This window comes from Agromyces tardus, from assembly GCF_003710805.1.
GTDB classification, from domain to species: Bacteria; Actinomycetota; Actinomycetes; order Actinomycetales; family Microbacteriaceae; genus Agromyces; species Agromyces tardus.
In genome coordinates this window covers 1-22,859 of record NZ_RHHB01000015.1, presented here as the reverse complement: position 1 = coordinate 22,859, position 22,859 = coordinate 1, and the positions used below count along the sequence as shown (strand labels likewise).

16 protein-coding genes are annotated in these 22,859 nt (G+C 71.5%); 5 read left to right on the top strand and 11 right to left on the bottom strand.

The window, feature by feature from the left end; all coding sequences use genetic code 11:
* Positions 1-65 precede the first annotated feature (65 nt).
* The gene (locus EDM22_RS09610) at positions 66-3,833 is read right to left on the bottom strand and encodes an ExeM/NucH family extracellular endonuclease (protein WP_122936840.1); all 3,768 of its coding nucleotides are present in this window, start codon (positions 3,831-3,833) and stop codon (positions 66-68) included.
* 245 nt (positions 3,834-4,078) lie between these two features.
* Between EDM22_RS09610 and EDM22_RS09605 the strand changes: the two genes are divergently transcribed.
* A complete protein-coding gene (locus tag EDM22_RS09605) occupies positions 4,079-5,071 on the top strand; it encodes an EamA family transporter (protein WP_122936839.1) in 993 nt (330 codons plus the stop codon).
* Positions 5,072-5,088: 17 nt separating this feature from the next.
* Here the strand turns inward: EDM22_RS09605 and EDM22_RS09600 are convergent, their stop codons facing one another.
* Together EDM22_RS09600 and EDM22_RS09595 are read right to left on the bottom strand one after the other, a co-directional pair.
* On the bottom strand, positions 5,089-7,626 hold the full coding sequence (locus tag EDM22_RS09600; protein WP_122936838.1) for a DEAD/DEAH box helicase: 2,538 nt from the start codon (positions 7,624-7,626) through the stop codon (positions 5,089-5,091).
* Positions 7,623-8,297 (bottom strand): TetR/AcrR family transcriptional regulator, encoded by a 675-nt coding sequence (locus EDM22_RS09595; RefSeq protein WP_122936837.1) that lies wholly within the window; start codon positions 8,295-8,297, stop codon positions 7,623-7,625. Before EDM22_RS09595 ends, EDM22_RS09600 begins: the two co-directional genes overlap by 4 nt.
* A gap of 106 nt (positions 8,298-8,403) precedes the next feature.
* Here EDM22_RS09595 and EDM22_RS20230 point away from each other — a divergent pair, with 106 nt between their 5' ends.
* Entirely contained in the window at positions 8,404-8,769 is a 366-nt protein-coding gene (locus EDM22_RS20230) for a hypothetical protein (RefSeq protein WP_342768510.1), read from the top strand.
* 312 nt (positions 8,770-9,081) lie between these two features.
* On the top strand, positions 9,082-11,343 hold the full coding sequence (locus EDM22_RS09585) for a hypothetical protein (protein WP_122936836.1): 2,262 nt from the start codon (positions 9,082-9,084) through the stop codon (positions 11,341-11,343).
* Here the strand turns inward: EDM22_RS09585 and EDM22_RS09580 are convergent.
* Entirely contained in the window at positions 11,334-12,077 is a 744-nt protein-coding gene (locus tag EDM22_RS09580) for a DUF1353 domain-containing protein (protein ID WP_122936835.1), read from the bottom strand. The two genes, EDM22_RS09585 and EDM22_RS09580, sit on opposite strands and share 10 nt — an antisense overlap.
* Before the next feature lie 65 nt (positions 12,078-12,142).
* Entirely contained in the window at positions 12,143-13,063 is a 921-nt protein-coding gene (locus EDM22_RS09575) for an AEC family transporter (protein WP_122936834.1), read from the bottom strand.
* A 164-nt stretch (positions 13,064-13,227) separates the two neighbouring features.
* On the opposite strand from EDM22_RS09575, the gene EDM22_RS09570 reads away from it, so the two are divergent.
* Positions 13,228-15,735: a phosphoketolase family protein gene (locus EDM22_RS09570; RefSeq protein WP_122936833.1), complete on the top strand. Its 2,508-nt coding sequence runs from the start codon at positions 13,228-13,230 to the stop codon at positions 15,733-15,735.
* Positions 15,732-16,139 carry a hypothetical protein gene (locus tag EDM22_RS09565; protein WP_122936832.1) on the top strand — a complete coding sequence of 136 codons (408 nt, stop codon included), beginning with the start codon at positions 15,732-15,734 and terminating at the stop codon, positions 16,137-16,139. The genes EDM22_RS09570 and EDM22_RS09565 overlap by 4 nt, the downstream gene beginning before the upstream one ends.
* A gap of 43 nt (positions 16,140-16,182) precedes the next feature.
* On the opposite strand, the gene EDM22_RS09560 is transcribed toward EDM22_RS09565, so the two are convergent.
* The 6 genes from EDM22_RS09560 to EDM22_RS19545 form a co-directional block, all read right to left on the bottom strand.
* Complete coding sequence (locus EDM22_RS09560) at positions 16,183-17,244, bottom strand: LacI family DNA-binding transcriptional regulator (protein ID WP_122936831.1); 1,062 nt, start codon at positions 17,242-17,244, stop codon at positions 16,183-16,185.
* A gap of 61 nt (positions 17,245-17,305) precedes the next feature.
* A complete protein-coding gene (locus tag EDM22_RS09555; RefSeq protein ID WP_122936830.1) occupies positions 17,306-17,923 on the bottom strand; it encodes a gluconokinase in 618 nt (205 codons plus the stop codon).
* Complete coding sequence (gene manD / locus EDM22_RS09550) at positions 17,913-19,151, bottom strand: D-mannonate dehydratase ManD (protein ID WP_122936829.1); 1,239 nt, start codon at positions 19,149-19,151, stop codon at positions 17,913-17,915. The genes EDM22_RS09555 and manD overlap by 11 nt, the downstream gene beginning before the upstream one ends.
* A gap of 81 nt (positions 19,152-19,232) precedes the next feature.
* On the bottom strand, positions 19,233-20,699 hold the full coding sequence (gene uidB, locus EDM22_RS09545; protein WP_245989301.1) for a glucuronide transporter: 1,467 nt from the start codon (positions 20,697-20,699) through the stop codon (positions 19,233-19,235).
* 125 nt (positions 20,700-20,824) lie between these two features.
* The gene (uidA, locus tag EDM22_RS09540; protein WP_245989300.1) at positions 20,825-22,669 is read right to left on the bottom strand and encodes a beta-glucuronidase; all 1,845 of its coding nucleotides are present in this window, start codon (positions 22,667-22,669) and stop codon (positions 20,825-20,827) included.
* The coding region (locus tag EDM22_RS19545; RefSeq protein ID WP_212591928.1) for a hypothetical protein at positions 22,666-22,859 on the bottom strand (194 nt) is incomplete at its 5' end. The genes uidA and EDM22_RS19545, both read right to left, overlap by 4 nt.

The window sequence follows — 22,859 nt, the reverse complement described above, 5'->3', positions numbered from 1 at the left end:
CACGGCCCGCCGACGCCGAACGGCCCCGGGCTCGCGCCCGGGGCCGTTCGTCCGCTGGGGGCGGGTCAGCCGATGTTCAGCGTGAACGAGCTCGTCGTTCCGGTGCTGGGCACTGTCACGTCGAACCGCGTCACTCCGCTCGCGTCGGCGGGGATGGTGAACGTCACGCTCGCCTTGCCGACCTCGTCGGTGGTGGGCGTGTACGCGGTGTTGATCGGCGCACTGCCGAGCACCGTGCCGTCACCACCCGCACGAGTGATCCGCGCCTCGTCGGCGTCGATCTCGGTGCGCGTGAAGTCGAGCGAGGACAGGTTCACCGTCACCGACTCGTTCGGGGCGTACGTTCCGTCGCCCTGCACGACCACGCCGACGGCGCGCTGCTTCGGATCGGGCGTTGCCGTGCCGAAAGCGTCGAAGTAGTCCACCATCGACTCGAGGTCGATCTTGCCGCTGTCGGCCTTGCCCGTACCCTGCGCGAGCGTGAAGAAGTTGTCTCCACCCGCCGCGAGGAACGAGTTGGCGCCGACGCTATACGTGGCCGCAAGGTCGAGCGGCTGGCCGCCGAGCCGGATCTCGGTGATGTGCGAGCCCTTGGCCGCAGCCGGGTCGTACGTGTACGTGAGCTCCTTGTTGACGCCGAGCTTGAGGAACGGACGCGTCGCCCCGGTGGGCTGCCACTGCTCCTCGAGCACGGACTTGACCTGGGCTCCCGTGAGGTTCAGCGTGACCAGGGTGTTGGCGAACGGCTGGACGTTCGCCGCCTCCTTGTACGTGACGTCGCCCGTGTCGATGTCCGCGCGGAGGCCGCCCGGGTTCATGAACGTGATGTCCACGTCACGGGTGCCGTCCTCGTTCAGGGCCCATCGCTGCACGTCGGCGACGAAGTTGCCGAGCGTCGACTCGCCGCCGCGGTTCTCCGGGAACGACGAGGCGCCCACGGGGTTCGCCGAGACCGCGCGTCCGAAGTCACCGGTGGTCTGGCCGAGCACCACGCTGCCGAGCACACTGGCCTTGGCTACCGCGTCAGCGACGATCGGCACGACCGCGGGGTCGTCGGGGTAGAGCGCCGTGCTGCCATCCATGAGGTTGAAGATCTCGTTCTTCATGGTGAAGGTCTTGGTCTTCTTGTCGAACTGGATGTCCATGCGCGAGAACCGCTCGCCATACTGGCCGCTCGAGATCACGGGGTGGCCGTTGATCACGTGGTTGTACGCGAGGTGGGTGTGGCCCGACACGATCGCGTCGATCAGCGAGTTCGGCTGCATCACGGTCTCGTTGACGATCTCGCCGAACCTCGAGTTCGGGTCGGTCGCGTCCTCGATCTTCGTGGTGGCCGCGCCCTCGTGCACGAGGAGCACCACGATGTCGGCCTCGCCGTTGCCATCGTCGCCGTCACTGAGCTGCGCGGCGACGCGGTTCGCGGCCTCGGCGGGGTCGCCCACCTCGATGTCCTTGATCCCGTCGGGGCTCACCAGCGACGGCAGCTCGTCGGTCACCGCACCCACGAAGCCGACCCGGACGCCCTGGAACTCCTGGACCCAGTACTCGGGAAGCGCCGGCTGCGTCGTGCCCTTCTCGTAGACGTTGGCACCGAGGTACTCCCAGAGGGCGAGCGGCATCACGCGGTCGGTGAGGTCGGCGAAGCCCTGGTCGAACTCGTGGTTGCCGACGGCGCTCACGTCGAGTCCGGCCGCGTTCAACGCCTCGATCGTCGGCTTGTCCTGCTGGATGAAGGACGTGAACGTCGACGCGCCGATCATGTCGCCCGCTGCGGCGAAGATCGTGTTCGGGTTCGCCGCGCGGATCTGCTTGACCGCGGATGAGAGCGCGGCGATGCCGCCCGACGGCGCGGACTGCTCGATGCGCCCGTGGAAGTCGTTCACCGTCACGAGGTCGATGTCGACCGTGGAGGAGACGACGGGTGAGCCGACGCCGACGAGGATCGGGTCGTGGTCGCTCGAGCGGAACGGCGTGCCCGCCTCGGCGGCGCTGCCCCAGTACTCGCGCTGCGACCACTCGGGGGAGTTGATCGACCACACGCCCGCCTTGGTGATCCGGTCGTTCGCGGCGGGGGAGGCGATCACGTGGTCGAGCGAGCCGAGCTCGCCGTCGAACGTGTACGTGTACTGCCCACGCGCCTTGCTGAAGAGGACGTCGGTCCAGCCTGCCTTGACGAAGACCTGGATCGGGTCCTCCTTGGCGTAGGAGTTGAAGTCGCCGACCAGGTAGACGGCGTTCTTCTTGCCCTCGGAGAGCGCGGTCGCGAACGTCAGGAGCGACTGTGCCTGCTTCGTGCGCTCGCCGTTGAAGGCATCCTGCCCGGTCTCGGGCGTCGGGTCGGTGCCGCCCTTCGACTTGAAGTGGTTGGCGATGACCGTTGCGAACTGGTTGCCGTACTTGAAGGTCTGGGCGATCGGCTCGCGCGCGATGTCCCACACGGACTCGTCGATGACGGTCTGCGCCTCGCCGGAGGGCTTCACGACCGACGGCTTGTAGATGATCGCGTTCGTGATGTAGTCGGTGATCGCGGCGTCGTGCAGTGCCGCGGGCGTGCGGACGTAGTCCCACACCTTCGATCCGGCGGCCTTGTTGAGCGCCTTCACGAGCGTCGAGAGCGCCTCGTCAGGTGCCTCGCCGAGCTTGACCGAGTTCTCGATCTCCTGCAGTGCGACCACGTCGGCGTCGAGCTTGTTGATCGCCGTGACGATCTTCGACTCCTGGATCGCGAACTCCTCGGCCGTCTCGGCGCCGCGGGCGTCGGGGTTGTCCTCGCCGAGGGTCGTGAAGTAGTTCAGCACGTTGAAGGACGCGACCTGGATGTCGCCCGCGACGACCGGCGGGTCGGCCGGACGCGGGTTGCCGATGACCTTTCCGTCCTCGTCGACCGTGGAGAACGTCGGCTTGAGGGCCGGATCGCTCGCGTCGTTGATCGGCGTCGGCGGCTGGAGGCGCCAGTTGCCGAAGTCGTAGCTGAGCAGCGAGCCGCCCGCCGGGAAATTCACCACATCGCCGTTGCGGACGACGGCGTCCTTCGTGAAGTAGGGCTGGTCGCCGGGGTGCCCCGCGTTGTCGACACGGATGCTGTAGCCGTCGTCGAGGAGCAGCCGCGCATTGTTGTTCGCCGCGGTGATGTCGTTCGCCGCCTTGGTGTTCGGCGTCTGGCTTTCGAACGCCTCGACCGGCATCGTGCTGCCAGCGCTCGTCCAGAGCTCGCCGAAGCTCTGCAGGTTGTGGCTCGAGACGAGCTTGTAGGTGCCGCTGGGGCGCACGAGCATGCCCTCGAACTGCTCGCGCGAACTGCCGAGCACGGTGTTCGCGAGCGGTGTCACGGCCGGAACGCCGACGCCGGCCTGGACGAGCTCGACCGATCCTGCTGCGGTGGCGCTGATCTGCGTCACGGTGTTGAACTCGCTGACGCGGCCGGTGACCTTGACCTTGTCGCCGATCGCGACGCCGGCGGCGGGGTTGCCGCTGAGGAACACGAAGATGCCGTCGGAGGCACCGGGCGTCGCATCCGTCGACCCGCCTGAGCCGGCAGTCTGCACGTACAGGCCCCGGTAGCCGCCCGTGCGGTGGTCGCCCGTGACGATGCCCTCGACCGTGACGACGGAGCCGGCGAGCGGCGAGGCCGCGTTCGGGCCCTGGTTCGCCGAGGTGCCCTGCACCTGCGCGATGGTGTTCGTCACGTCGGCGGCGAAGGCAGGGGCGCCTCCGAGCAGCGACAGGCCGACGGCCGATGCGGTGGCGAGCGCCGCGAGGGCGCCGACCCGGCCCCTGCTGCGACGCGGGCGCCGGGCTGCTGGGGCCTCGGCGCCGATGGAACGTTCGTGCATTCCGTTGTCTCCTCTGCGAGTCGCGGCGAGGGTGCGACGGATCCGACGCCCCCCGACGAGTGCTCCCCCGAGAGGGGGGAAGCCCTCGCAGCCTACGACGCGGCACAGGGCGGGGGAAGGCCCCACAAGCCATTCATCCCACACCCGACACCAATCGTTTACATAGGCCGCTCACATGAGCAGCGAGTAGGCGAACGAGCGCGCGAATGAGCGGATGTCACGCTCCGCCCTAGGCTGGAGCGACCATGCTCACCGCCGTCTTCGCACTCACCGGCGCCCTCGTCTACGGCGCGGCCGACTTCCTCGGCGGCCTCGCCTCGAAGCGCGTCAGCGCGATCCTCGTGACGGCCGTCGGTGCGCTCTCGGGCCTCGTGGTGCTCGTGGCGGCGTACCCGGTGCTCGGGGGCGAATGGCGCGCGGAGGACGTCATGTGGGGCGTCGTGTCCGGCGTCACCGGGGCCGTGGCGATCTCGCTGCTCTACGCGTCGCTCGCGATCGGCCCGATGAGCATCCTCTCGCCGCTCACCGCGCTCGTCTCGGCGATCGTGCCCCTGGCCTGGGGACTCCTCGTCAGCGCCGAGCGGCTCGCCGCCATCGGCTATTGGGCCCTCGGCATCGCCCTCGTCGCCGTGGTGCTCGTCGGCTTCGTGCCCGAGCGCGGCGCCGTGCGCCCGAGCCTGCGCGGCATCCTCATGGCGATCGGCTCGGGCATCGCGATCGGCGCGTTCTACATCACGATCGCACAGACCTCCGACGCGAGCGGGGTCGTGCCGCTCCTGCTCAACCGGCTCGTCAACGCGGCGATCATGTTCGCGGTCATCGGGGTGCTCGCGCTCGTCGCGCTCGTGCGCCACCGCCGTCCGGGCGCGGTGATGGGCGAGTGGATGCCGCGCTCCGCCGCCCCGTCGGTGGTCGGCGTCGACCCGACGGATCCGCCCGCATCCCCGATCACGCGGACCGCGGGTCCGGCGAGGACGCTCGCGCGCCCCGCGCCGTCGGACCTCGCGGCGGGCATCCGCCTGGCGATCGCGTGCGGCGTCGTCGACGTCGTGGCGAACGTGCTGCTGCTGCTCGGGATCCGGGCCGGCGACCTCTCGGTCGCGGCCGTGCTGGGTGCGATGTATCCCGCGGGCACGATCCTACTGGCCGCCATCGTGCTGAAGGAGCGGATCGCCCCGGTGCAGTGGGCGGGCCTCGTGCTCGCGCTCACGGCGGCGGGCATGCTCGCCCTCGCCTGACGCCTGCGGGTCCACCCCTACAGCCGCACGACCTCCGTCACGCGCACGACTGCGGCGCCCTCCTCGGCCGAGGCCTCGAGGTCGACCTCGGCGCGGATCCGCCAGTCGTGGTCCCCGGCGGGGTCGTCGATGGTCTGCTCCACCCGCCACCGGCCGGCCGCGGCATCCGACTCGTCGATCGTGACGAGTCGCGGCGAGCGCGCCGCCCCGCCCGTGAGGATGTCGTCGTGCTCGGCGTAGTAGCGGTCGAGCGCGTCGGGCCACCCGGCATCCGGATCGAGCTCGGCGAGCTCGTCGTCGCGCTCGAGGGCCGCGAGCTGCACGCGGCGGAACAGCTCGTTGCGCACGAGCACCGTGAAGGCGCGGCGGTTGGTCACGACCGACGGCGGTGCCGGCGGCACGACGGGCACGTCGTCCTCGGGGAGGTGCGAGGTGGGATCGACGAGCTCGTTCCACTCGTCGACGAGGCTCGAGTCGACCTGCCGCACGAGCTCGCCGAGCCACTCGATGATGTCGAGCAGTTCCTCGTCCTTCGCCTCGGTGGGCACCGTCTGCCGGATCGCGCGGAACGCGTCGGAGAGGTAGCGCAGCACGAGCCCCTCGCTGCGGGCGAGCTGGTAGAAGGACACGTACTCGCCGAACGACATCGATCGCTCGAACATGTCGCGCACCACCGACTTGGGCGACAGCTCGAAGTCGCGCACCCACGGCTGGCTCGACGCGAAGGTCTCGAACGCCTGCGAGAGCAGTTCGTCGAGCGGCTTCGGCCAGGTGACCTGCTCGAGCAGCTCCATGCGCTGGTCGTACTCGATGCCCTCCTGCTTCATCGCCGCGACGGCCTCGCCGCGCGCCTTGTACTGCTGCTGGGAGAGGATCGGTCGCGGGTCGTCCAGGGTCGACTCGATGATCGAGACGACATCGAGTGCGTAGTGCCCGGTCGCAATGCCGGTCCCGGCCTCGGCCTCCTGATCGAGCAGCTCGATCGCCGCGAGCGCGAACGGCGACAGCGGCTGGTTGAGGGCGAAGTTGGGCTGCAGGTCGACGGTGAGGCGCACGACCGGCGGGCTCGCGGCATCCGGGGCAGGCAGGATCTCGACGACCCCCGCGTCGCGCAGCGTGCGGAAGATCTCGAGCGCGCGGCGGGCGAGCTCGTACCGGCGAGCCCGCGGCTCGTGGTTGTCGAGCACGAGCGAGCGGATGTCGCCGATCACGTCGCCCCCGCGGGCGATCACGTTGATGAGCATCGCGGCACTCAGCTGCAGGTGCGGCTGGAGCGGCTCGGGCTCGGCGGCCGCCAGTCGCTCGTATGAGCCCTCGCCCCACGTGATCTGGCCGGCGGGCGCCTTCTTGCGCACGACTTTCTTGAGCTTCTTCGGGTCGTCGCCCGCCTTGCGGACGGCGGCCTCGTTCTCGATCTCGTGCTCGGGCGCGAGCACCACGACGGTGCCGGCGGTGTCGTAGCCCGCGCGCCCCGCGCGCCCCGCGATCTGGTGGAACTCGCGTGCGCTCACCTGTCGCATGCGCTGCCCGTCGAACTTCGCGAGCGCCGTAATGAGGACCGTGCGGATGGGCACGTTGATGCCGACGCCGAGCGTGTCGGTGCCGCAGATCACGCGCAGGAGTCCGCGCTGCGCGAGCGTCTCGACGAGCCGGCGGTAGCGCGGCAGCATGCCGGCGTGGTGCACCCCGATGCCCGCGCGCACGAGCCGGGAGAGGGTCTTGCCGAACGACGTGGTGAAGCGGAACCCGCCGATGGCATCCGCGATCTCGTCGCGCTGCTCGCGCGTGACCACGCGGATCGACGAGAGCGCCTGCGCGCGCTCCATCGCGGCGGCCTGGGAGAAGTGCACGATGTACACGGGCGCCTGCCGGGTCTCGATGAGTTCCTCGACGGTCTCCTGCACGGGCGTCTTCGCGTACGAGAAGTGCAGCGGCACCGGGCGGTCGACGCCCGTCACGCGGGCGGTCTCGCGGCCGGTCCGGCGGCTCAGGTCGTCGGCGATCGCCGTGACGTCGCCGAGCGTCGCCGACATGAGGATGAACTGCGCGCGGTGCAGCGTGATGAGGGGCACCTGCCACGCCCAGCCACGGTCGGGGTCGCCGTAGTAGTGGAACTCGTCCATGACGACCTGGTCGACCGCGGCATCCGGACCCTGTCGCAACGCGAGGTTGGCGAGGATCTCGGCCGTGCAGCAGATGATGGGCGCGTCGGGGTTCACCGAGCTGTCGCCCGTGACCATGCCCACGTTCTGGGCGCCGAAGATGTCGACGAGCTGGAAGAACTTCTCACTCACGAGCGCCTTGATGGGCGCCGTGTAGTAGCTGCGGCCGCCACGGGCGACGGATGCCGCGTGCGCGGCCACCGCGACGAGCGACTTGCCCGTGCCCGTGGGCGTCGAGAGGATCACGTTGGCGCCCGAGACGATCTCGATCACGGCTTCGTCTTGCGCGGGATACAGCGAGAGGCCGCGGTCGCCGGCCCAGTCGACGAAGGCGTCGTACATCGCGTCGGCGTCGTAGGGGCGCGGGGCGCGGTCGAGCAGCGGCTGGGTCATCCGTTCGAGTCTGCCGCATGCGCGGCATCCGCGGGCCCGCCGGTGCGGCCGGCCCCCGCGAGCGCGCCCTCGGAGCGCAGTGCGGCCTCGGCGAGCGCGACCGCGACGGCGACGAGGTAGGCGCGGCGCGCGGCGACCCGCGCGACGCGGTCGGGGCGCACGCCCTGCTCGTCGGCGACGAGCTGCCGGTCGAGCTGCGCGAGCACAGGCCAGGCGTTCACGAGGCTCACGATCGTGAGCAGCAGCTCCCCCGCCATGACCCGATCGATGCCGGGGAGCATCGCCTGGAAGCTCGCGATCTTGGCCGCGTGGTACTCGGCGCGCGACCGCGGAAGCGATGCCGTGCCGAGCTCGAGCCCCTCCCAGAAGATGAGGCGCGGGATGATCTCGTCGCGGAGGTGGTGCTCGAACAGGCGGCCCGCGTAGTCGCCGACCGCCTCGGGGCCGGTGCCGTGCATGGGCACCGCGTCGATGAGCTCCTGCAGGCGCGTGGTGAGCACGATCTCGAAGAGCTCGTCCTTCTTGCCGAAGTACTGGTAGATGCGCTCCTTGTTGACGCCGGCGGATGCCGCGATGCGATCGACGCGCGCGCCGGCGAGGCCGTGGCGGCTGAACTCCTCGGTCGCCGCGTCGAGGAGCAGGCGCTTCGTGCGTTCCGTGTCCCAGGCCATGGGGCGAGTGTACCAATTCCCAACTGGATGGTTGCGGAATATCCGAGCGCGTGATTCGATTACAACCATTCAGTTGGAGATTGATTCGAGCGAAAGGGACGTCGCCATGACCGCCACCGCATCCACCCCCGTCGTCCGCACCGGCGACGCAGCCTCCGACCGCCTCGACCCCGTCGAGGCGGTCGACGCCACCGCGTCCGGCGAGGCGGCCGCATCCGCCGTCGCCCCCGTCGCACCGGCGCCGCCCTCGGTGCACGTGCGCGCCGTGATCACCTGGATCGCGATCTTCCCGATGGTCGCCGTGGGCATGATGCTGCTCGGTCGCCTCTCCGAGCACTGGCACCCCGTGCTTCGCGCGTTCGTGCTCACCCTCGTCGTCGTGCCGCTCGCGGTCTACGTCGTGGTGCCGCGGCTCCTGCGGGCGCACGGCGCGATGCGCGCTGCGCGGGCGGCGAGGCGCACGGGCGCCTGAGCGCGTCGGCCCCTGAGCGCGTCGGCCCCCGAGCGCGTCGGCGCCTGAGCAAGTCGGCGCCTGAGCGAGTCGCCGCCGGAGGAAAGGGGGGAGCCGGCCCTCCGCCGCCAGTTTCGGGTTGGCGTGCGGGGCCGGCTCTCCGGTCGGCGTCCGCGGGGACAGTTCCCCCTGCAGTCCGCGGTGCTCGACCGAACCCAACGTTACGAGCCTCGGGCCGACGCGGGATCAGTGCTACCACTGATTGTCGCGTCGCCGCGCCGGGTCTAGCGTGCGGACAGGACCTCCCATCATGCGGCCCAGCAGGAGGACGTCATGCTCATCGCACCCAAGCCGAAGCCGGCCGACTTCACCCCCGAGGGAGTCGCTGCGGATCCGTTCGACGTCGCCCTCGTGGTCGTGCACGGGATGGGCAATGCGTACAAGAGCCAGATCCTGCTCGAATGGGCGGAGCCCCTGCTCGAGCGCATCGACTGGATGACCCGCGACCTCGCGGCCGGCGCGAGGAAGGATGATCCGCGCTTCGGGGTCACGGTCGCCAGGTCCGACCTGTCCGGACCGGTCCCCATCGTGACGGCGACGGTCGGGGTTCCCGACGCCGACGCGCCCGACGGCATCGTCGAGCGCCGGATCGCGATCGTCGAGGCGAGGTGGTCCGAATCCTTCGCTCCGATGACGCGCCGGCAGGTGTTCCGCTGGGCGGTCACCTTCCTCTGGCGGGCGATCTCGCGAATGCTCGTGCAATACGGCCGGACGGTCGCACTCATTCCACTGCTCAGGGCACGTGCGCACGCACGCGCTGCGCTGCCGCTCATGCGGAAGATCGTCGTCGTCCTGCTCGATGCCCTCCGGTTCCTCGCCGGTGCGATCGTGGTGATCGCGCTCGACGTCGTCATCGTCGCGCTCGGCGCCGTGGCGACGATCGTCATGCCGCTGCTCAGCCCGCTGCTGCTCATCCCCTGGGTGAAGGAGCGGGCGCAGGAGGTGATCGACGGGATCATCGAGTCCATCGGCGATGTCGCGACGTGGAAGGAGCGTCCGCTCCGGGCCGCTGCGATGCGCCTCGTCTTCCGCGATGCCCTCGACCACGCCGCCCGGCTCGTCGGCGTGGACCCCGATGCCGAGGCTGCTGCGCGGGAGGCGCGCGTCGCTGGGGGCGGGCCCCGCGACGGCGCGCCGCCCAGCCCGGCCGAGCCGCATGTGCAGGTGCTCGCCCATTCGCAGGGCGCAGCGGTCGCGGCCTACGCGCTCTTCAGCGACACCCTCGTGCCGAGCGACTACCGGGTGCTGCGCCTCACGACCGTCGGCGCAGCCGTGGTGCTGCTCGGCCGCGACAAGTGGAAGGGCCGCCCGGACGAGTACCACCCCGTGCAGGCGTGGATCGATCACAGCCGCGACGTGATCTGGGAGAACCAGTGGGCGGTCTGGGATCCGTTCGCCGCAGGTCCCATCGCCGACGACACCCGGTCGGCGCGCGAGCGCTGGCGAGCCAGCTACTTCCCGGGGGTGCCCGAGCAGGGGGCCGACGCACCGCCCGACGGGCCCGCCGAACAGGCGGTGCACAACACGAGCCAGCCGTTCCTCGATCACGCGATGTACTACGCCAACACGTTGCAGGTCGTCGAGCCGGCGGCCCGCGCGCTGCTGCCCGAGCGCTTCCCGAAGCCCGCCCCCGAGGTCGCCTACGTCGCGAACCGCCTCATGGTCATCGACAGGGAATCGCTCGGCATCAACATCCTGCTCGCCGTGGTGATCGCCGCCTGCGTGCCCGGCATCCCGGCCGTGTCACGATTCCTCGCGGGCCTGGTCGGAACGGTGGGCGGGTGGATCGCAGCGCTCCTGGGCATTCTGCCCTTCGTCGATTCCGAGGACGCCCTCCCGGGTTGGTCCATCTCGTTCCTGACCGCTCCGGGAGACGAGGGCACCCAGTTGAGCGACTGGGGCTGGGCGTTCGCGTCGGCCCTGCTCCTCGCGCTGCTCGTCTGGCTCAACCAGCTGCTGGCGGGGCGCACGACCCGAGCGCTCCTCTGGAACCGGTGCTCCCCGAATCCCTGGCGGTGGCTCGTCGTCTCGTCGGTCGGTCGCGCGATGTACACGCTCATCGCCGCACTCGCGTTGTGGTTCCTCAGCTCGAGCCTGAACGCAGGACAACCCTGGCTTCCACTCGTGGCGGTGGTCGTGATCGTGGCCGCGATCTTCGCGTTCGTCGCCCCCTTGGTGGCGCCGGCGCCCGTGCGGGTCCCCGCGCGCAGGCCCGCGCCCGAGGGAGCCGTGCCGCCGGCGCCCGTCGCGCCCGAGCCGTCCCGGCTCACCCTCGGTGACTCGGTGCGCAGCGACGCGTTCCGGAACGAGTTCACCACGCGCATGCAGCAGCGCAGGAGCGCGTACGACGCACAGGACGAGGCAGACGACCTTCGCGCCCGCCGGGAGAGCTGGTTCTGGCGGCTGCGTCTCCGGGTGCGACGCCGCCTCCTCCGCCGGATCGAGGACTGGTTCTTCCACCCCCCGAAGTGGCCGTCGCATTCGACGCCGGATTCGGCGGCCGGCGCGACGCCGGGCGCCTCGCCTCAGCCGTGATCGGGCCGCAGCGTCGGCCGCACCACGTCGCGCGGGTCTCCGCCTGCCACGAGCTCGACGACCCCCTCCACCACGCGGAACACCCCGATCGCCGCGAGCGACACGACGAACAGCGGGCCGAACGCCGCGAGCGAGTACGTGAGCACGATCACGAGCCGCGCGAGGCCACGCCACCAGAGCGCGGCGAGCGCCGGCGCGACGAGGAGCGCGAGCGCGAGCCACCACGACGGCACGACGGCGAACACCACCGCCGCGACGAGCGCGACCACGCCGAGTGCGACCTGCGCGAGCAGCAGCCACCCCGCTGCTCCCGCGAAGGTGCGCTCGCGGTCGGCCGAGACCCAGGCCCACATGAGGAGCGCGCGCAGCCGAGGCACGCCCTGCTCGCGCAACGCGGTGCGGAACACGCGGTCGTCCTCCCGTCGCGCGGCGAGGGCCGCCCGCCGGTCGCCGAGCTCGTCGGCACGCAGCGACTGCTCGTCGTGCAGTACCGCGGGTGCCGACTGCCGCCCGTAGCTCGCGATGAAGCCCCACAACGGCGTCGGCACCGACGCGAGGTCGGTGAACCCGTGCGATCCGGATGCCTCGTCGCGGGCCGGCGCCCGATAGCGGTGCCCCGCGACGGGGTCGACGTACACCACGGGCGCGCGCAGCTCGAAGCGGTAGCCGGTCGCGGGCCGCTGGGCGAGGAGGAGTTCCTCGAGCGGCTGGTCGTCGTCGGTGCGGAACGGCATCGGGTCTCCTTCGGCTCGCCCCCCATCATGCCGGTGCCGACCGGCGCCGGCACGGCCGGCGCGGCTCAGCCGAGCAGCACCGCCACGAGGAGCAGCACCGGCACCGACCCGATCGTGGTCACGAACACCGTGTCGCGCGCCACGATCTCGGCGGTCTCGTACCGCTGCGCGTAGGTGAACACGTTCTGCGCGGTGGGCAGCGCCGCGAGCACGGTGACCGCGAAGAGGTCGATGCCCTCGAGTCCGAACACGAACGAACCGACGGCCCAGGCGACGACGGGCATCACGAGGAGCTTGAGCGCACTCGCGAGGATCACGTCGCGCAGTCCCGTGCCGGGCTCCAGCATCCGCCCGCCATGCAGCGACAGTCCGTAGGCGATGAGCATGACCGGCACGGCCGCGTGGCCGATGAGCTGCACGGGGTCGAGGACGATCGGCGGCAACTCGATGCCCGAGACCGACACGAGCACGCCGAGCAGCGACCCGATGATGATCGGGTTCGTGAACGTCGACCGCAGGATGCCCGTGAACGAGGTGCGCCCCTCCACCGTCGCACCGAGGATCGCGAGCGCGAGCGGCGCGAACAGCAGCAGTTGCAGCAGCACGATGGGCGCCGAGTACGCCGCGTCGCCGAGCATGTACAGCGCGATGGGGATGCCGATGTTGTTGCCGTTGACGTAGCCGGCCGCGAGCGCGCCGATCGTGGTGCGGGCGATCCCGCGGCGCAGCAGCGCGAGCGAGACGAGCGCGAACATCGCCATGACCGAGACGGCGGCGATCGCCGAGACCGGCAGCAGCGCCGAGAACAGGGCGTGCACGTCGGCCGTCGCGAGCACGGAGAACAGCAGGAACGGCGAGAGCACGTTGAACGTCAAGCGCACGAGCACCGGCCGCGCCTCGGGCCCCAGCACCCCGGTGCGTCCGGCCAGCCAGCCCAGGAACACCGCGAGGGCGATGACCGCGAACCCGGTGAGGATGTCGATCACGCGCGCCCGCCCCGGCGTCGGGGTCGTCGCGCAGCGTCCATCACCCCGACCCTACCGCCGCGCCGCGAGCGCCGACGGCGGGCCATCGGGACCAACCTCTGGCAGCGGGACGCACCCCGCACCTAGGCTCGAACCGCACGAAGGCGAGCGGAACGGGGGTTCCCATGGGCGGGGCACACGCACGGCACGACGACGAGGCGAGCGGTGCGGCCGCGGCGTCCGTGCCCCTCGAACTCGTCGACACCTGGTGGCGCGCGGCGAACTACCTGAGCGTCGGGCAGATCTACCTGCTGCGGAACGCCCTGCTCGACGGGCCGCTGCGCGCCGACGACATCAAGCCCCGGCTGCTGGGCCACTGGGGCACCTCCCCGGGGCTCAACCTCGTGTACGCGCACCTCAACCGGGTGATCGTCGAGCGCGGCACGCCCACGATCTACGTGTGCGGGCCCGGCCACGGCGGCCCGGCGATGGTCGCGAACGCGTGGCTCGACGGCACCTACTCGGAGCTCTTCCCGAAGGTCACGCTCGACGGCGAGGGGCTCGAACGGCTGTTCCGGCAGTTCTCGTTCCCCGGCGGCATCCCCTCGCACGCGGCGCCCGAGACGCCCGGCTCCATCAACGAGGGCGGCGAGCTCGGCTACTCGCTCATGCACGCGTACGGCGCGGCGCTCGACAATCCCGGGCTCGTGGTCGCGTGCGTCATCGGCGACGGCGAGGCCGAGACCGGGCCGCTGAACGCGAGTTGGCGCGGGCACACCTTCCTCAACCCCACGACGGACGGCGCCGTGCTGCCGATCCTGCACCTCAACGGCTTCAAGATCGCGAACCCGACGCTGCTCGCGCGCATCCCCGAGTCGGAGCTCGTGGCGTTCCTGCGCGGCAACGGCTACGAGCCGACCATCGTGAGCGGCGGGTTCGACGGCGAGGACCCGATGATCGTGCACGCGCAGCTCGCCTCGGCGCTCGACATGGCCTACGACCGCTTCGCCGACATGCGGGCGGATGCCGCGGCCGGCGCCTTCGCGAAGGACGCACCCCGATGGCCCTGCATCGTGCTGCGCACCCCCAAGGGCTGGACCGGCCCGCGGGTCGTCGACGGCGTGCAGGTCGAGGGGACCTTCCACTCCCACCAGGTGCCGCTCGCCGAGGTGCGCGAGAACTCCGAGCACCTCGCCCAGCTCGACACGTGGCTGCGGTCGTACCGCCCCGACGAACTCTTCGGCGACGACGGCCGGCCTAGCGCCGAGCTCGACGCGCTGCGACCCCGCGGCGAGCTGCGCATGAGCGCGAGTCCCCACGCCAACGGCGGCATCCGGCGGCCGCTCGACCTGCCCGGCACGGCGGAGTTCGGGATCGACCCGGCCCCCGCCGACGGCACGGGCGGCGGCCGCGGCGCGATCGGCGAGGCGACCCGGGTGGCGGGCTCGTGGCTCGCCGCGCTCATGCGGGAGCATCCCGATGACGTGCGCCTCTTCGGCCCCGACGAGGTGCTCTCGAACCGGCTCGGCGCGGTGTTCGACGTGACCGAGCGGGCCTGGGCGGCGCAGCTGCATCCGCTCGACGAGCACCTCGCCCGCGAGGGACGCGTCATCGAGGCGCTCAGCGAGCACCTCATGCAGGGCATGCTCGAGGGCTACCTGCTCACGGGGCGGCACGGGCTGCTCACGAGCTACGAGGCGTTCATCCACATCGTCGACTCGATGTTCAACCAGCACGCCAAGTGGCTCGACGCCGCCCGCGACATCGACTGGCGCGGCGACATCCCGTCGCTCAACTACCTGCTCTCGTCGCACGTCTGGCGGCAGGACCACAACGGCTTCTCGCACCAGGACCCCGGGTTCCTCAACGTCGTCGTGAACAAGAAGGCCGAGGTCGTGCGGGTCTACCTGCCGCCCGATGCGAACACCCTGCTCGCGACGATGCGCCACGTGTTCGACACGCACAACCGGGTCAACGTCGTGGTCGCCGGCAAGCAGCCGCAGCAGCAGTGGCTCGACCACGACGAGGCGGTCGCCCACGTCGAGGCGGGCGTGGGCGTGTGGCCGTGGGCGGGCAACGAGCCGGGGTTCGACCCGGCCGACCCCGCGGCATCCGTGCCCGACGTCGTCATCGCGTGTGCGGGCGACGTGCCCACCGTCGAGGCGATCGCCGCGGCGCAACTGCTGCGCGAGCGGATGCCGCAGCTCACCGTGCGCGTCGTGAACGTGGTCGACCTGATGCGCCTGCAGGACCCGCGCGAGCACCCGCACGGCCTGCCCGACCTCGAGTTCGACGCGATCTTCACCCGCAGCTCGCCGCTGCTCTTCGCGTTCCACGGGTACCCGACGCTCATCCACCAGCTCACGTACCGCCGCACGAACCACGACAACCTGCACGTGCGCGGGTTCAACGAGCGCGGCACGACGACGACCCCGTTCGACATGCTGCACCTCAACGACCTGGACCGGTACCGGCTCGCGCTCGACGTCGTGCATCGGGTGCCCGGCCTGGCCGAGCGGCCCGGAGTCGCCGAGATCGCCGACGAGTGGCACGCCGCCCGCGCTGAGGCCCGCGCCCACGCCTACGAGCACGGCGAGGACCCGGAGTGGATCACCGGGTGGCGCTTCGACCCGGGCACGGGAGCCGGGGCCGGCTTCGGGGTCGCCGACGGACCGGCGGGGCCGCTGGAATGAGGCGGGGCGGTGCCCGCAGCAGGGGGCTCGGCGCGAGCCTCGGCCCCCTCGCGACGGTGGCGGCGTGCGCGGTGCTCGCGCTGGCCGGATGCAGCGGCACCCCCGACTGCAGCCCCTCCGAGCACTCGCGCGCCGTCGCGGTGCACGTCGTGAAGCCGGGGGTCTCCGCCGTGCAGTGCTGGTCGGGCTGCGAACCGGGAGGACGCGAGCTCGAGCCCGCCGGAGGCGAGGGCGAGTGGACGGCGCACCTCGCGGCCGACCAGCCGGAGTCGGTGACCCTCGCGGCGCGCGACGCGCGCGGCGAGCTGCTCTACGCGGAGCGGTTCCGCCTGCAGTGGGAGGGGTGCCCGGCGGCGCCGACCCGCACCGAGTTCGAGCTGCTCCGGCCCGAAGCCGGGCGCTGAGGGCGGGGCAGTCGGCGGCGGGTCGGCGAGTCCGGAGTCCCGGTCAGCCGGCGTTCGGTGCGCTGGCCGGGCCGGTCGACCCGCGGACCACGAGCTCCGTCGCGAGCGGCGCATCGGGGGGCGGCACCTCGCCGTCGACCACCTGGGCGAGCAACCGGGCGACGGCGCGCTCGCCGGCGGTCACGAGCTGCGCGCGCACGGTCGTGAGCGGCGGGCTGATGAGGTCGCTTCCGAAGATGTCGTCGAACCCGGCGACGCTGAGCTCTCCGGGCACGGCGGTGCCGCGCTCGGCCGCCTCCTTCATGACGCCGATGGCCATGAGGTCGTTGTAGGCGACGACCGCGGTCGCTCGTGAGGCGAGCACGCGCCGCAGCGCCGCACGACCGCCCTCGATGGTGGGCGGGCTCGGGCCGATCTCGACGAGCGCCAGGTCGAGCTCCTCGGCCATGTCGAGGAGCGACGCCCAACGCCGCTCGCTGATCCACGAGGCGGGCGGACCCGACAGGTAGGCGATCGAGCGGTGCCCCAGCGCGTGCAGGTGCGTCACGAGCTGCCGCACGCCCACCTCGACGTCGGAGACGACGCTCGGCACGCCCGCGACCTCGCGGTTGATGAGCACGACCGGCTTGCGATCCGCGATGTCCGCGATGCGCTCGCCGCCCAGGCGGGTCGTTGCCAGCACGATGCCGTCGACGCTCGGCATGATCTGCTCGATGGCCGCGGACTCCGTCTCGCCCGACTCCTGCGACTCCGCGATCACGAGCGTGAAGCCGGCGGCCGTCGCGGCATGCTCGGCGCCGCGGACCATGCCGAACACCATCGGGTTCGTGATGTCGGCGACCACGAGCGCGAGGGTGTTGGTGCGTCCCGTGGGCAGGGCCCGCGCGATCGGGTTGACCCGGAAGTTCAGCTCGGCGGCGGCCGCCCGGATCCTCGCCTCCGTCTTCGCGCTCACGCGTCCGGGCTTGCCGAGCGCCCGCGACACCGTCGACGGGTTGACGCCGGCCAGCTCGGCGATGTCGTAGATCGTCGGCGCGCTCTTCCTCGGCTGCCGTCGCGACGGAGCCGCCTCCGCCGCGGGAGGCTCGGGGTGCGCTTCTGTCATCGAGGGCGATTGTATTGGCCGGTCCCGTGCAACGGCCGTCAGCCGGGCCATCGGCGCGCGATCAGCCCGAGACGGGGAGCGCGTCGCGGTCGGGCCCGGCGGACTCGCCGTGAGGGTCGCGGCCGAGCTCGGCGATTCCATCGAGCGCGTCGAGGGCCGCGATCGCGTCGGCGACGACCTCGGCGACCGGGGCCCCGACGTCGACGCGGCATCCGGGCTCGTCGGCCGCGAGCGGCTCGAGGGTCGCGAGCTGCGAGTCGAGGAGCTCGGGTGGCATGAAGTGACCCGTGCGGGCCTCGGCGCGCGACCGCAGCACCTCGGGCGCGGCGTCGAGCTGCACGAACACGGTCGCCGGCGCGTGCGCGCGCAGCCGGTCGCGGTACGGGCGCCGCAACGCCGAGCACGCGACGACGACGGATGCCGCGGGCCCGTCGCCCTCGTCGTCCGCCGGCCCGCGCGCGGCGAGCACCGCGCCCACCGCGTCGAGCCACGGCGCGCGGTCGTCGTCGTCGAGCGGCACGCCGGCGGACATCTTCGCCCGGTTCGCGTCGGAGTGCAGGTCGTCGGCATCGATGAAGGCGACACCGAGCCGCGCGGCCAACGCCTGGCCGACCGTCGACTTGCCCGCCGCGGCGACGCCCATCACGACGACGGGCGCGCGCGATGCGTCACCAGTCATGGACCGTGCCGTCGGCGAGCCGGTTGTACGGCAGGTAGGCCTGCTCGTACGGGTACTTGCCCGCCTCGTCGACGTCGAGGGTCACACCGAGCCCGGGCTCGTCGCCCGGGTGCAGGAAACCGTCGCTCCACGAGAACGTCTGCCGGAACACCTCGTTCGTGCGGGCGCCGTGCTGCATGTACTCCTGGATGCCGAAGTTGTGGATGGAGAGGCCCAGGTGCATCGCCGCGGCCATGCCGACGGGCGAGACATCCGTGGGCCCGTGCATGCCCGACTTGATCTGGTACTGCGCCGCGTAGTCGAGCACCTTCTTGAGATGCGTGATGCCGCCCGTGTGGGTCACGGCCGACCGCACGTAGTCGATGAGCTGCTCGCGGATGACCTGCTGGTAGTCCCACACGGTGTTGAAGATCTCGCCGATCGCGAGGGGCGTGGTCGTGTGCTGGCGCACGAGGCGCAGCGCCTCCTGGTTCTCGGCGGGCGTGCAGTCCTCGAGCCAGAACAGGTCGTAGGGCTCGAGCGACTTGCCGAGCTGCGCGGCCTGGATGGGCGTCATCCGGTGGTGGCCGTCGTGGAGCAGCGGCAGCTCGGGGCCGAACTCGTTGCGCACGGCCTCGAACACCGTCGGGATGTGCCGCAGGTAGGAGCGCGTGTCCCAGTCCTCCTCGGCCGGGAACGCGCCGCGCTGGGCGGGCTCGTGGTCGTAGCGCACGCCCTCGTTCGCCTCGAAGGTGGCGTTCGACGCGATGCCGTAGATCGACTTCAGGCCCGGCACGCCCGTCTGCACCCGGATCGAGCGGTAGCCCTGCTCCTGGTGCGCGCGGATCGAGTCGAAGAGCTCCTCGTTCGTCTTGCCCGAGGCATGCCCGTAGGCCATGAGGCCGTTGCGGCTCGCGCCGCCGAGCAGCTGGTACACCGGCATGCCGGCGGCCTTGCCCTTGATGTCCCAGAGGGCCATGTCGACGGCGGCGATGGCGGCCATCGTGACGGGCCCCCGGCGCCAGTAGGCGCTGCGGTAGAGGAACTGCCACGTGTCCTCGATGCGGCTCGCGTCGCGGCCGATGAGCAACTGGGCGACGTGCTCCTTGAGGTAGGCGACGACGGCCAGCTCGCGCCCGTTCAGGGTGGCGTCGCCGATGCCCACGAGGCCGTCGTCGGTCGTGAGTCGCAGCGTCACGAAGTTGCGGTCGGGGCTCGTGACGATGATCTCGGCTCTGTCGATGATCACGGTGGTGCTCGCTTTCTTCCCTCGTCGGAGGGGTCGGTGCCGGTGCGGGAGGGGCGACCGCGGCCGCCCCTCCCGGGAGGGTCAGTCGTCTTCCGACGGCCGGGGGGAGGTCGCGTCCTGGGCGCGGAACGCCGCGGTCGAGAGGTCGGGCGCGATCGGCACGGCCGATCCCGCGGCGGCGCGGCGCTCGGCGATCTCCGCGACGATCTCCGCGTGGCGCTTGTCGGTGAGCGGGTAGAGCAGCATCACGAGCACGGCGAGCAGGGCGAACACCGCGGGGACGAGCGCGGCGCCGGCGCGGATGCCCCAGGTCGCGGCATCCGTCTGCACCTCGGCGCCCGCGACGTAGCCGCCGATCGCCAGTGCATACGCGGCGAGGGCGCCGCCGATGGCCTGCCCGGTCTTGCGGGTGAACGAGAAGAGCGCGTACGTGATGCCCTCGGTGCGCACGCCGGTCTTCCACTCGCCGTACTCGACGGTGTCGGCCTCGAGCGCCCAGATGAGCATGTTGATGAGCAGCAGGCCCACCATCGAGAGCACCATGCCCGCGAAGGCGACCCACACGGTGGGCGCGAGGAACGCCACGGTGCTGCCGGCCGCCGAGACGAGTCCCGACGCGATGTAGACGTTGCGCTTGCCGAACCGGCGCACGATGCGGGGCACGAACGGCGCCACGACGAAGATCAGCACGAGCTGCAGCAGGGAGAGGATCGGGTAGAGGTTCAGCGCGCCGAACACGTCGCGGAGGAAGTAGATCTGCGCCGTCGAGCTCGAGAGCATGCCCGTGAGCAGCAGGAGCGAGGAGATGCACAGCAGCAGGAGGGGCGTGTTGCCCTTCAGGGTCGCGACGCTCTGCTTCATCGTCACGCGCGGCACGTCGCGCTGCACGACCTCCTTGGCCGTGAAGAACGTGAAGAGGTAGAGGGCGGTGCCCACGACGACGAACCCGAGGGTCATGGCCGTGAAGAGGAACTGCAGGTCGGCGTCGGGCTTGAGCAGCGGTGCGACGAAGATGCCGAGCCCGGCGCCGACGACGGCCGCGCCGATCGTGCGGGCCGTGCCGAGCTTCGCCCGGTCGGAGGGGTTCTGCGTCATCGCCCCGGCGAGCGAGCCGTAGGGGATGTTGACGAGGCTGTAGGCGAGGCCGAGCGCCGCGTACGTGAGGTAGGCGTAGATGAGCATGCCGGTCGCGCCGATCTGCGGCACCGAGAACGTCAGCACGCTGAGCACGAGCAGCGGCACCGAGCCGAACAGGATGAACGGCCGGAACTTGCCGAACCGCTTGCTGTAGGTGCGGTCGACGACGCGACCGGCGAACACGTCGGCGAACGCGTCGAAGATGCGCACGACGAGCAGCAGGGTGCCGGCCGCCGCCGCGGAGATGCCCGCGACATCCGTGTAGTACACGAGCAGGAACATGGTCGCCGTGGTGAAGGCGAGGTTGTTCGCGGCATCGCCGGCGCCGTAGCCGATGATGCTGAGCGGGCGCAGGCGCGGCGCGCTCGGCCCGGCGGCGGTCGCCTGGGTCGGGGTGTCGGTCGTGGTCACAGGGGGCTCCTTTGCCGTGGTGATGGTGCAGTGGTGGGTGGGTGGTGGTGGTGCGGTGGTGCAGGGCGGGTGGGGCTGGTCGCACCGACGGCGGTGGTGCGGATGCCGCGGGCCCGCCGGATCCGTCAGCTCGCGCGATCCCGCATGGCGGTCCAGCGCGTGCGCAGGGCGTGCGCCGCGGCCTTGGGCTTGCGGTCGCGCGTGAACACGCCCTTCTTGTTCCCGTCGACGCGGAAGATGCCCGCGCTCGTCTGGAAGTCGGCGAAGTTCCAGACCTGCTCGCCGACGAGCGCGGGGACGCGGTCGTGCACGCGGTGGAACATGTCGAGCACCGCGGTCTGGTACTCCTCGCTCCACGGCTGGTCCCACACCGAGTGCACGCCGGGCATGGTGTCGGCGCCGTACTCGGTCATGATGAGCGGCTTGCCGTAGAGCGACTCCCAGGCCCGCAGCTCGGTCTCGAGGCCGGCCTCGGCGGCGGCGAGGTCGCCCGTGTTCACGTACCAGCCGTAGTAGCGGTTGAGGCAGATGACGTCGAAGAGGTCGGCGACGAGGTCGGTGCCCGCCGGGGCCATCATGACGTTCACGAACGTGACGGGCCGGCTCGGGTCGAGCTCCCGGGTCAGTTGCACGAGCGGCTCGAAGTACTCGCGGGCGCCCTCCTCGTTCGAAGCGGGTTCGTTCGTGATCGACCACATGACGACGCTCGGGTGGTTCTTGTCGCGGGCGACGAGCTCGCGCAGCACCTGCGCGTGCGCGGCCTGCGCGGCGTCGCCGATGGTCCCGGGCGACCAGGTGGCGAGCTTCGGCGCGCCCGTGATGCCGCCGATGAGGCCGAGGTTGAGGCCCACGGCCGGGGTCTCGTCGATGACGACGATGCCGTGGCGGTCGGCGAACTCCATGACCTCCTCGGCGTAGGGGTAGTGGGCGGTGCGGAACGAGTTCGCGCCGATCCAGTCCATGAGCTGGAAGTCGTGCACGAGGTAGGCGTCGTCGTGGCCCTTGCCGCGCACGGCCGTGTCCTCGTGCTTGCCGAAGCCCGTGAAGTAGAACGGCTCGCCGTTGATGAGGAACTCGGCGCCGCGCACCTCGATCGTGCGGATGCCGACCGGGAGCGCGTACTCGTCGACGACCTCGCCGTCGACGAGCGCCTCGAGCGTGAGCTGGTAGAGGTAGGCGGCGCCGGGCTGCCAGAGGGTCGCGTCCGCCACCCGGATCGTCGCCGATGCGCCGTCGGCGGTGCCCACGACGGTTCCGGATGCATCGCGCAGCGTGGCGCGCACCGCGGCATCCGCCGAGACGACCGTGTCGACGCGCACGATGCCGGTCGTTCCCTCCAGCTCGGTGACCACGGTGACGTCGTCGACGTGCACCGCCGGGCGGCTCGCGAGCCACACCGAGCGCGCGAGTCCGGCGTAGTTGTAGAAGTCGTGGAAGTACCGCTGCACGCGCCGGCCGTCGGCCGCGACCTCGATGGTGCCGGGCGGGATCGTCTCCATCGTGAGCTCGTTGTCCACCCCGATCGTGAGGCGGAACTCCGCTCCCGGGGTGACGTGCTCGGTGATGTCGGCCTCGAACGGCAGGTACCCGCCGACGTGCTCGGCGACCTTCACGTCGTCGACGTACACGACGCCCTCGTGGGTCGCGGCATCGACGCGCACGATCACGCGGTCGCCGGCCCAGCCGCGCGGCACGCGCACGGAGCGCTGGTACCAGGCCCAGCCGACGTGCTCGCGGATGCGCGGATCGGTGAAGAGGTCGTTGTAGCTCGCGGGCACGGGCGCCTCGAGGGGGGTGTCGAGCGGCGCCGCCCACGGCTCGGGCACGTCGGCCGAATCGAGTGCGAACCGCCAGAGCCCGTCGAGGCGCACGAGTTCGCGGGTGGCGGAGGTCTGGGGCTTGAGCATGGTGGCCTTTCTGCGCGGCGTCGCGCGGGACGGTTCGGTGGTGCTCGTCGTGTGGTCGGTCATGAGGGGACGGGCTCGTGGAGCGTGCCGGGATCGGCGGGCGTCGAGCGGTCGGCTGCGGCGACGGCGACGGCCGCGACCCGCTCCCGCACGGCGGCGACGAAGGCCGGGTGCGCCGCGAGCGTCGGCGACACCAGCGCGACGAGCGCCTCGACCGGGTCGGATGCCGCGGCGGCGCGCCGCACGTCGGCCG